General features: G+C 59.1%; 5 protein-coding genes, 1 tRNA gene and 4 pseudogenes. 6 read left to right on the top strand and 4 right to left on the bottom strand.

The annotated features are described in order from the left end of the window. The 5 genes and pseudogenes from HX899_RS34850 to HX899_RS10385 all read left to right on the top strand — a co-directional run. A pseudogene (locus HX899_RS34850) lies at window positions 1–250 on the top strand (sugar ABC transporter permease); the annotation flags it as partial. Beyond that, entirely contained in the window at window positions 235–1548 is a 1314-nt protein-coding gene (locus tag HX899_RS10400; protein WP_017989150.1) for a sugar ABC transporter permease, read from the top strand. The pseudogene HX899_RS34850 and the gene HX899_RS10400, both read left to right, overlap by 16 nt. A gap of 14 nt (window positions 1549–1562) precedes the next feature. Continuing rightward, window positions 1563–2345, top strand: a complete 783-nt coding sequence (locus HX899_RS10395) for an ATP-binding cassette domain-containing protein (protein ID WP_003542059.1) — start codon at window positions 1563–1565, stop codon at window positions 2343–2345. A gap of 208 nt (window positions 2346–2553) precedes the next feature. After that, window positions 2554–2630 (top strand) — tRNA-Arg (locus tag HX899_RS10390). Window positions 2631–2931: 301 nt separating this feature from the next. Beyond that, complete coding sequence (locus HX899_RS10385; protein ID WP_246697089.1) at window positions 2932–4617, top strand: adenylate/guanylate cyclase domain-containing protein; 1686 nt, start codon at window positions 2932–2934, stop codon at window positions 4615–4617. A gap of 958 nt (window positions 4618–5575) precedes the next feature. Here the strand turns inward: HX899_RS10385 and HX899_RS10380 are convergent. The 3 genes and pseudogenes from HX899_RS10380 to HX899_RS10370 all read right to left on the bottom strand — a co-directional run. Next, window positions 5576–5730, bottom strand: a pseudogene (locus tag HX899_RS10380) (transposase domain-containing protein); the annotation flags it as partial. 65 nt (window positions 5731–5795) lie between these two features. Next, window positions 5796–6245 carry a hypothetical protein gene (locus HX899_RS10375; protein WP_138330681.1) on the bottom strand — a complete coding sequence of 150 codons (450 nt, stop codon included), beginning with the start codon at window positions 6243–6245 and terminating at the stop codon, window positions 5796–5798. 177 nt (window positions 6246–6422) lie between these two features. Beyond that, window positions 6423–6635 (bottom strand): annotated as a pseudogene (locus HX899_RS10370) (IS481 family transposase); the annotation flags it as partial. 188 nt (window positions 6636–6823) lie between these two features. Here HX899_RS10370 and HX899_RS10365 point away from each other — a divergent pair. Beyond that, window positions 6824–8200 carry a DUF882 domain-containing protein gene (locus HX899_RS10365; RefSeq protein WP_138330288.1) on the top strand — a complete coding sequence of 459 codons (1377 nt, stop codon included), beginning with the start codon at window positions 6824–6826 and terminating at the stop codon, window positions 8198–8200. A 65-nt stretch (window positions 8201–8265) separates the two neighbouring features. On the opposite strand, the pseudogene HX899_RS10360 reads toward HX899_RS10365, so the two are convergent. After that, window positions 8266–10580 (bottom strand): annotated as a pseudogene (locus HX899_RS10360) (rhodanese-like domain-containing protein). Between the last annotated feature and the right edge of the window lie 12 nt (window positions 10581–10592).

Below are 10592 nucleotides of genomic sequence, written 5' to 3'. Positions count from 1 at the left end.
GCAGCGGAACACCGCTGCGGCGCCGGATGCGGATGAGAACTCCAACGACGAAGTTTTCTCCGCCTCGCCGCACCATCGCGGGTTTTCATTCCCTGCCGGAAGGGTGTCGCGACGCCACGCGACCGGCTTCCGGAAGCATCGCGATGGTGAGTTGAAGAACAGACGCATGACGCCGATGGCAGCCTCTAGCGCGCTGGCGCATCCGTCCAAACAAAGTGGGGGAACGGCAAACCCATGGCCGAAATGGTAAAATCCACAACATCAAGCGGACCGCGAGCGGCGGAAGCCAGTCCGGTGACCCGCTTCTTCCGCGCCACCGAGATCGACACACGTCTGCTCGGCATGATCGGCGCGCTGATCATCATCTGGATCGGTTTCCACATCATCACCGGCGGCCTCTTCCTGACCCCGCGCAATCTCTGGAACCTCTCGGTCCAGACGACCGATATCGCCGTCATGACGACGGGCATGGTGCTGATCATCGTCACCCGAAACATCGACCTGTCGGTCGGCTCCGTGCTCGGCCTCTGCGGCATGATCATGGGCGTGACGCAGGCCAAGATCCTGCCGGAATATATCGGCTTCGATAGCCCCTTCACCTGGGCGATCACGCTGCTGGTCGGATTGGCGGCAGGCTGCCTGATCGGCGCCTTCCAGGGCATCATCATCGCCTTCCTCAACGTTCCCTCCTTCATAGTCACGCTCGGCGGCCTGCTCGTCTGGCGCGGCGCCACTTGGCTCGTCACCAGCGGTCAGACGGTTGCCCCGATGGACCAGACCTTCCGCATCATGGGCGGCGGCGCCGAAGGCTCGATCGGCGCCACCTGGAGCTGGATCGTCGGCATCTGCGCCTGCCTCTTCGTTATCGCCAGCATCGTCGGCTCACGCCGGCAGCGCCGGCGCTTCGGTTTCCCGCGCCGGCCGATGTGGGCTGAATACTTCCTCGCCGTCCTGAGCTGCGTGCTCATCCTCGGTGCGGTCTGGATCGCCAACAGCTATTACTGGCCGATCAACATCGCCAAGAAATATGCCGAGACCAACAATATTCCCTGGCCCGAAACCGGCCTGGATATCCCCTACGGCATCGCCGTGCCGGTGTTGATCGCCATCGTCGTCGGCATCATCATGACCTTCATCGCGACACGGCTGCGCTTCGGCCGCTATGTCTTCGCGATCGGCGGCAACCCCGAAGCGGCAGAGCTCGCCGGTATCAAGACCCGCTGGGTCACCGTGCGCATCTTCGCGCTGATGGGCATTCTCGCAGCCATTGCAGCGGCAATCTCCACCGCCCGCCTCAACGCCGCAACCAACTCGCAGGGTACGCTCGACGAGCTCTACACCATCGCCGCCGCCGTCATCGGCGGAACGTCGCTGGCGGGTGGCACCGGCACCATCGCCGGCGCCATGCTTGGCGCGCTCGTCATGCAGTCGCTGCAGTCGGGCATGGTGCTTGCGCATGTCGATACGCCGCTACAGAGCGTCGTCGTCGGCACCGTCCTTGTCGTGGCGGTCTGGCTCGACACCGTCTACCGCGCCCGTGCCAAGTGAGAGGAGCCCGAAACATGGCTGATCAACGCACTCCCCTCGTGGAACTGAAAAACATCTCGATCTCCTTCGGCGGCATTCACGCCGTCGACAATGCCTCGGTCGATCTCTACCCCGGCGAAGTCGTGGCATTGCTCGGCCACAACGGCGCCGGTAAGTCGACGCTCATCAAGATCCTCTCCGGCGCCTACAAGCGTGATGGCGGCGAGATCCTGATCAATGGCGAGCCTGCCGACATCCGCAATCCGCGCGATGCCAAGAAATACGGCATCGAGACGATCTACCAGACGCTCGCCGTCGCCGACAATGTCGACGCCGCCGCCAACCTCTATCTCGGTCGCGAGCTGAAGACCCGCTGGGGCACGCTCGACGACGTCGCGATGGAGGCCTCGGCCCGCGAGGTGATGGGGCGGCTCAACCCCAACTTCAAGCGCTTCAAGGAGCCGGTGAAGGCGCTTTCGGGCGGCCAGCGGCAATCGGTGGCGATCGCCCGTGCGATCCTCTTCAACGCCCGCATCCTGATCATGGACGAGCCGACGGCAGCCCTCGGCCCCCAGGAGACGGCGCAGGTCGGCGAGCTGATCAAGCAGCTGAAGAAGGAAGGCATCGGCATCTTCCTCATCAGCCACGACATCCACGACGTCTTCGACCTCGCCGACCGCGTCTCTGTCATGAAGAACGGCCAGGTGGTGGGCCACGCCCGCACCGAGGATGTGACCAAGGACGAAGTCCTCGGCATGATCATCCTCGGCAAGGTGCCGCCAAAGGCAATCCCCGGCCCAGGCGCCATGCAGATCTGACCGCCGCAAGGCAACAGCCCGCGACAACAACACTCCGCCGCCCGCAAGGCCGGCGGAGTTTTTTTTATGTAGCGTTCCCCAGGCTGACGGATAAAAACACCCTGGAAACCACAAGCACCCGTATTTCTGAGAATTTCGCGATTGAAGCCAGCCGCAAGCTAGGCTAAGAACCACCCATCGGACAGGCGATTCAAACCGCCTTCGGCATGCACCCGTAGCTCAGCTGGATAGAGTGTTGGATTCCGATTCCAAAGGTCACAGGTTCGAATCCTGTCGGGTGCGCCACCGTTTTGAAGACTGCCCCTAGCCAAAAATGCGCCTAGTAAGCCCGCGTAGGTTTGCGCCTACGGGCAGAGGTTTGGTATTTTTTCCGCGATAGCTCTGCGCCTGAGCCTTTTAAGGGCAGCAGAGCAACATCTTCCCCCCAAGGCGGCGTAAATGGCAGGTCAACCAATGCTGGGTTGCGGAGCGTTATCCCTCCCGCTGCATGACATCAGTGCCGTAAGACTGTACATTCCATTCGAAGCATTTGCCGTTTACTCGGGATTTGTCACAGATGTCCTCTTCGCCCACCACCAGACGACTGATGGCCATCCTGACGGCGGACGTTGTCGGTTATTCGCGCATGATGGAAGCCGACGAAGAAGGAGCCCTGGCAAGCGTGAGTCGCTTGCAAGAAGAGATCCTCAAGCCTCGAATCCTCAAGAGTGGCGGTCGGACAATCAAAGTTATGGGTGATGGCCTGCTCTCGATATTCGAAAGCCCGGCCGTCGCCATCTCGACGGCGTTGCAGGTACAGCATCTGCTGGCCAGCGAGGCTGTAGCTGCCAGTGGCACCGATCCTCTTCGAATTCGAATTGGTATAAACTACGCCGAGGTCATGATCACTCAGGACGATGTGTTCGGCGACGGCGTGAATGTTGCGGCGCGCCTCGAACAACACGCGTTACCGGATGGCATCTGCATCTCAGAAACAACGCACGACATCCTTCCAGAGGAATTGCAGCGGCTGTTTGTAGATGGAGGACTGCTACATCTGAAAAATATTTCCAGGCCGGTGCGTGCATGGCATTGGCCTCGCACTCCCACAATAGAGCAGTCAATTCGAACCGTCGTCGCCGTCCTTCCCTTCCAAAGCGCAGATGAAGCAGCGAACGAGTTCCTCGTCGACGGCTTTACTGAGGACATCATCTCCGGTCTGGCAAGATTCAGGAGTCTGTCGGTGATTGCGGTGTCCTCAGCGTTTGCGTTCCGTGATCGCTCGGAGGGTTTAAAGGAAGTTGGGCGCAAGCTCGCCGCCAACTATCTCGTAACAGGCAACATGCGTCGGTCGGGAGACGAGGTTCGGATCACGGTACGGATGATCCAAGCCGACACGGAGCGGTTGGTCTGGTCTGAGAAATATCAGCGGCAAGCGGCAGATATCTTCAGCATCCAGGACGAGATCGTGAAAATGATTGTCGCAAATCTCGCGGGCCAAATCGAAAGCTGTGATTATCGAGAGTCCATCCGGCGGCCGCCGACCAGCCTCGCTGCTTACGAATATTATCTGCGAGGGCTCGTGCATCTCAGAGGCTACGAGCCGGATGACAACGTCAAGGCAGTGGAGATGTTCGAAGCAGCGGTTGCGGGCGACGGAGGCTTTGCACTGGCACACTCTCATCTTGCATTGGCGAGGATAGCGGTCGGCGGCTATTCCAACGCGCCGGCGGCTGTACTTCGCGACGGGATCGCCCTCGCTCGTCATGCCGTAAAGTTAGACGAGGGAGAGGCTGGCGCCCATCGTGTACTCGGGCTCGCTCACCTTTACTTGAAGGATTTTGACAACTCCGAGAGAGAATTCCGCCTGGCATATAAGCTCAATTCCAGTGACGCCCATGCATTGGTCCAGCTCGGCGGACTTCTGGCAAGGCGAAACCGTATGGACGAAGCGCTTCCCTTGGTCGAAGAAGGGATGCGGCTCAACCCCTACCCGCCTCACTGGTATCACGCAGTTTTGGGTAATCTTCTCTATTTTAAGGGCGACTACGAGCAGGCCCTAGCGGCGCTAAAGCAGCTACCGAACCCCGGAAAGTATACCAGCACCCGAATGATCGCCTGCTTGTCTATGGCGGGCCGCTCCCAGGAAGCTGCCGCACTTGCCAAAAGCGTTCGCGAAAATCATCCAGATCTGACGATCGGGGAGTTTTTGGCGCGAGGGATCGTTGTCGAAACTGCCGAACAGACTGAGAAATTCAGACAGGGCCTGTTGGGAACGGGATTGCCGGAGTGATAGGACGTCGATGGCCACGTCCAGCGGCGGGCCGCGAGGCTAGTTGGTACCGTCGAAGGCCTTGTGAAGAGGCAGGCGAAGCTTGCAGTGCTGCATTAGAGCTGTTCCAGTCCAGATCGACTTTTCCGCGAACTGAGCTTGGGTGGCGCCTACCGTGCTCGGGGCCACGCGAACGTCGCACGATGACTTGATCTGGCAAACGCGCTTCGCATCGCCTTTCCCCGGCGTCGTTTCGGGTGATGCCGGCTAGAAGATCGTCGCGTCCCCTTCCCGCTCTTGAAATCGACACTATCATCGGCTATCTACAGCTCATCGGCGTTGCTGGTGAGCGCTCCACGTGAGTGTTCGCGACTGCCGAAGTCGCTTATCTGCTTTTGACCACGGATGTACTGGCACTGGTGTGGAGAGCGATGTCGAGAAGGTCGGTGCGGTTTCGCCCCGGCCTTTTTTGTTGCCTGTCTATCAGCGCGAAGCTCCCGGCCAATTGTTCAATGGCTCTTCCGGCTCTACTCTTGGACGATCGTCAGCAGGGCATGCAAACGGATCGAGAGACGGATTGATTGATGGTGTCACCTTGGCACTGACATCAACGAATTATTGCGAGTGAGTCGGACTTCGGTCCGATGGTAGACAGCAATCTCTCTGCTAATTTCCGTTCCGCTGAGACTGCAAAACTCGGCACGAAAAGGGTGTCTGCCCCTGATCCGGAGCACCCTTTTCAAACTCGTTTTCGGGAATCCCCCTTAACTCTCGGCACCGACGGTTCGCGGGCGGCCAACCTCCCGATTGATCATGGGCATAGGTAATCTGTCGGAGCATCTTGCGTGCGATGGTGTTGCCAGTTCCATCGCATCTTAGGTGGGCCGTCGTCAAAGTCGAAGTCTGTCATTTCCTCGGCTTCCTCGCGAATTTGAACGCCCAGACCGCCAGGATTTGACCAGCCCGTGGTCGGCTCTTCAACCGGACAGTTCCACGGCATAGCTCATCGATACGGCTCTGCTTGTGACCATTGACGATGGCAGTGAGCGTGGCGGTCAGATAGGTCGGCGGATCGACGGCATTGAGTTTGCAGGTCTCCATGAGAGAAGCGATGGTCGCCCAGTTCTCCTGCCCCTGCCCTCGCCTTCAAATCGAACTTAGAACGGTCGCGCGCGCGAGCAACACGTCTTCGAGCAAGATCAATCCTGGTTTGGTAACGGCTTACCCTCGTAGCGCACGCGAAAATTCCTCCTGTGAAAATCCTGCTCGAAGCAGACGAAGACGAGTTCCAGGTCATTGGCGCTGTCGCGCTTCCCAAGGAGACTGAGCGTGACAACGATAACGCCGCTGTATCCGCGCGTCAGGCGGAAAGCGGCGTTGCGGATGTCAGTCCCTTCTGGATCCTTCCGGTCTTCGCGGCGCTCATAGATGACCCAGAAGCGGGCAGCATCCCAAGTCTGCCGTAGGATTTGGCTGACCTCTGCCTTGAACTCTTCGGCATGCATTGCCGGACCCCAAGACAATGCCGTCTCGCCCGCATCGCTAACTACATTGAGGTAACCGTCATATTGGTAAACGCCTGACAGTGACCGTTCGATCATCTCGAATGCGGAGTTTTCGCTGATTGTGGTTTTGAAGAGAATTGCCATGGAATCGATGCGTTTCACTAACGACCTGTCGGTGAGACGACGAGACTACAGGGCGTCGCCTGGGCGAGCAATGGTGACTTAATTGTCGGGTATCCGAGTCCGCCGCATCGTTCCGGAAATCTGCCTGTACATACCGGAGACATAGGTAACAGAACGTCCCCAAGACATGGGTGACAACCTTGTGCCGAACGGGTTGTCGATGGTTTGCAAAGTCCTCTGCTCCAGATCGATATATCCGAGATCATAGCGCATGAAGCTGACGAGCCAAACGCCGTCATCGACCTCCTCGATGTCGAGCCTCTGGCCGGCCATGACTGTGAAGATATTGATCTTCTTGCGGTACATGCAGATGCGGCCGCGATTGGTCACCAGTACGTCACGCTCGTGGAAGCGGATTTGTGCTTGGCTCCGATGAATGGGCGCAGGGGCGCAATTCGCCTCGGGTGGTGGCCCGCATCCTCAACTCACCAACCTTCCGCATCCCCTCGTTAGGAATTTATTGACCATAAGCTGGCTTTACTGAGCGTGATGGATGCGGAGATCCCCGCACACCGTCGAGTGTTTGGTGTAGGACGGAATTGTTCGTGTTGAAGTATCCAGTGCAAGGATTATCGGGCGGAGCCTTGGGCCGAATTGCCACGCTCCTGTCGCGTGCGGAACGGTTCGTCGCGAAGACTATTCTGCCGGCTCTGTTTGCGCTGCCGGCACTTGTCGGTTCTGCATCATTTGCCTCGGCGGAAGATCGCGCCCTGAAGCTGTTCTTTACCCATACGGGCGAGAGGGCCACGATTACCTACAAGCGGGACGGAAAGTTCGATCCAAAGGGCCTCGCCCAGATCAATCGGTTTCTGCGCGATTGGCGAAGGAACGAGCCGACCCGGATGGACCCCAGGCTGCTCGACCTGGTCTGGGAGGTGTACAAGCGCAGCGGCGGCAAGGACTACATCCACATCGTCTCCGCCTATCGTTCGCCCACCACCAACAACATGCTCCGCAACCGCTCGCGCAGCACGGGCGTCGCCAAGAAGAGCCAGCACATGCTGGGCAAGGCGATGGATTTCTATGTTCCCGGCGTGAAGCTTTCGACGCTGCGGGCGCTTGCAATGCAGATGCAGGGCGGCGGTGTTGGATATTATCCGACCTCGGGATCGCCCTTCGTGCATCTCGACGTCGGTAACGTTAGGGCATGGCCCCGCATGTCCCGGCAAGAACTCGCTCGAATATTCCCGAATGGGCAGACGATGCATCTCCCGGCCGATGGCCGGCCGCTGCCGGGATACAATCAGGCGATTGCGAACTACAAGAAGCGCGGCGGCCCCACCTCGATCCAGATCGCCAGCACCGCTGGAGAAGACGAAGAGGTGGGCGCATCGACCAGGTCGAGCGGCGATACCACAGACAATAAACTCGTGACGGCGCTGCTACCCACGCCCCGAAGCCGAGCGGTGAATGCGCTCGCGCTGCAGACCGGCGCGGTCGAGCGGGATGACAAGCGGTCCGCTGGGGATGTTTCATCTTTGCCGATTCCGATACCGGCGATGCGGCCTCCCGCCCTTAAGCACGACGCTGATGTGGATGACAAACTGGAGACTGCGTCGATCGGCCCAATTGATGTGCTTCCGGATAAACCGGCGCCTGCATTGCCGGGCTACGCGCGCTTCGAACCCCTCCGTGTTGCACACCAGGCCTCCAGGCAGGGCGCCGATATGATCGCCTCCCTGCCGATGACCGCTTCCTGGGAAGAAGCAAGTTTCTTCGGATCGACGTCCGACGCGGCGCTGATGAAATGGGCGCTGCATTCTCCCGGCGAGGTGATGGGATTGAACGCGCCTCGCGTTTCCCCCCGCACGGTTCATCGGGAGGCGAATGTCGCAACATCAGGTGAGGATATCATTCCGCTCGCCGCCACAGGCCTGTTCGATGCGAGCCGGCTTGCGTCGCCCCCGGAGGGCTGACATCAATCATCAGAGCTTGATGCGCAGCACCTCTTACGACATGCGACTTCAGGCACGGTATCCGCTTATTGTCCCGGAGCGGTCTCTATGGGGTAGTGAGCATCCTCCCACGCGGGAAAACCACCGGCAAAGTGGTAGACATTCTTAAACCCCCATACCAAGGCTTTCGCCGATGCGTAGGCGGAATCGCCGCAATATTTGCCGTGGCATGAGAAAATCACTTCCTCCTCCCTGCTCACGGCCTTCGACAGCGTGTCCTTTGCCAAAACCTCTACGACCGATAGGTTGATGGCTCCAGGCGCATGCCCGCGACCAAAGCTCAGAGCGGTGCGCACATCGACGAGCTTGACGCCGCGGTCGTGCAGCCGCTTGGCCGTCGCGGCGTCTATTTCAGTGGCTCCCTTGATATTGTATTCCCCGTTGCTTTTGCCGATCAGGCGAGCGTATTCGTCATAGGAAATATCTGTGCCCGCTCCCTCCGGCACTCCGGCTTTGCGCAAGCCCTCCTTCAGGCGCTCGCGATAGGTCGTATCGTAGTTGAAAATGTCGCCGTACCAGTACCATCCCAGTTCCTGCACCGTCAGCGGCGAGTAGCCGGCGGGAACCGCGAGCGCGTTGTATTTTTCGATGTTTTCCTGAACGCCGTCCGTCCGCCCGAGGTGGCCGAAGCTCGACACCAGCGTGGCGTAGTCTTCACTGACGTCTGATTGCCGGATCACCAGCAGTTCGAGGTTCTTCACCGCCTCCTCATATTTCTCCTGGTGGAACTGTGAAATCGCAAGAACCCTGAGATAGCTCGGCGGATATTGCGGATCGACACGCATGGCTCGTTGCACTTCGCGTTCGGCTTCCGGAGCCTGGGCCGTTGCGTTCAAAATTCGTGCTTTGCTGAGGTGATTTTCGGGATCATTGGAATCGAGTTCCATGGCACGACTGATTTTGGCGAAGGCGTCAGCATACCGGCCCTGCCTTGCCAGCACCTCAGCGGAGATCGCATAGGCAAGCGAATTGGGCTTTCGAATCGCAAGAGCCAGGTGCCGATCCACACGTTCCATCGCCCTCTCGAAGCCAAGGTTGGCGGCCTCCCAATTGGAAACGGCAATCCTCCAATTCGCTGAAGCGAGCGCCGCATGAGCGCGGCTGTAACCGGGGTCGAGCTCGATCGCCCTTTCGAAAAAGGGAATTGCCTTGAGGGTTTCATCCTCGCCGTCGTGGCGCAGGTGATCCCAGCCTTGCAGCAAAGCATCGTAAGCCTGCGGGCTATTCGTCTCCGCCTGCTCGGACTGAGATCGCTCCGCCATTGTGAACTTGACGGTGAGCGCAGACACGATCTCGCCGATGACCTTATCCTGAAGCGTAAAAATGTCGCTCATCGCGCCGTTATAGCGGTCAGCCCATAGATGATGGCCGCCGAGCGCGTCTATGAGCTGTGCGTTGATGCGGACCTGGTTCCCCTGGCGGCGCACGCTGCCTTCCAGGATATAACGGACCCCGAGTTCCTCGGCCACCTGCTGAACTTTGATGGGCTTGCCCTTGTAGGCGAAGGTGGAGTTTCGAGCGATAACAAAGATGCTGGACAGCTTCGAAAGGTCTGTGATCAAATCTTCCGTCATGCCGTCGGCGAAATAGGCCTGTTCTGGATCGGAACTTAGGTTGTCGAACGGCAGGACGGCAATTGACGGCTTGTCAGGCAGCGGGAGTGCCATGCGAGCGATCGATGCCGTTTCCGCACTGGTCGTCCACGGACTTAGCCATATTGCAACGAAAGCAGCCACCAGAACCAGAGCCACCGCCGCGAGCGGTCCCCAACTGCGAAGACGCCGGATTTTGAACTGCCAACGAGGAGCGTTTCCATCGAACAGCACGCGATAGGTGCGTACGGGGCGCGCGATGTTTTTGACATGCTGCTCGCCAATAAATTCAAGCGGCAGTTCGAGCTTGCCTTGCAAATGATCGAAAGCAGTGCCGGATACAAAAAGCCCTCCGGACTCACATATCTGCTCCAGGCGAGCAGCGACGTTTACCCCATCGCCCAGCAAATCATCGCCCTCTACGACGACGTCGCCTAGATTGACGCCCATGCGGAAGAGAAGCCGGAGTTGGGGCAGGATATCCGCCTGGCGTGCTGCAACCTGCTTTTGCAGGGCAACGGCACATAGGACAGCATCCACGACGGAGCCAAATTCCACGATCGCGCCATCGCCCATGAGCTTCACTGTGCGTCCGTGATATTCCGCGAGCAGTGGGTCGAAGACTTCGGAGCGCAATGCCCTCATCGCGGCCAGCGTACCGCCTCGTCATCCTCGATAAGTCTTGAATAACCAACGATATCGACGGCGAGAATTGCAACCAGCCGCCGCTCGGCATGATCGTCTCCCATGGTCATCCTCTC

Origin of the sequence: Rhizobium sp. WYCCWR 11146, assembly GCF_013591995.1 — a bacterium.
GTDB classification, from domain to species: Bacteria; Pseudomonadota; Alphaproteobacteria; order Rhizobiales; family Rhizobiaceae; genus Rhizobium; species Rhizobium indicum.
Note: the sequence above shows the minus strand (reverse complement) of the source record. Positions and strands in the feature narration are given on the sequence as shown.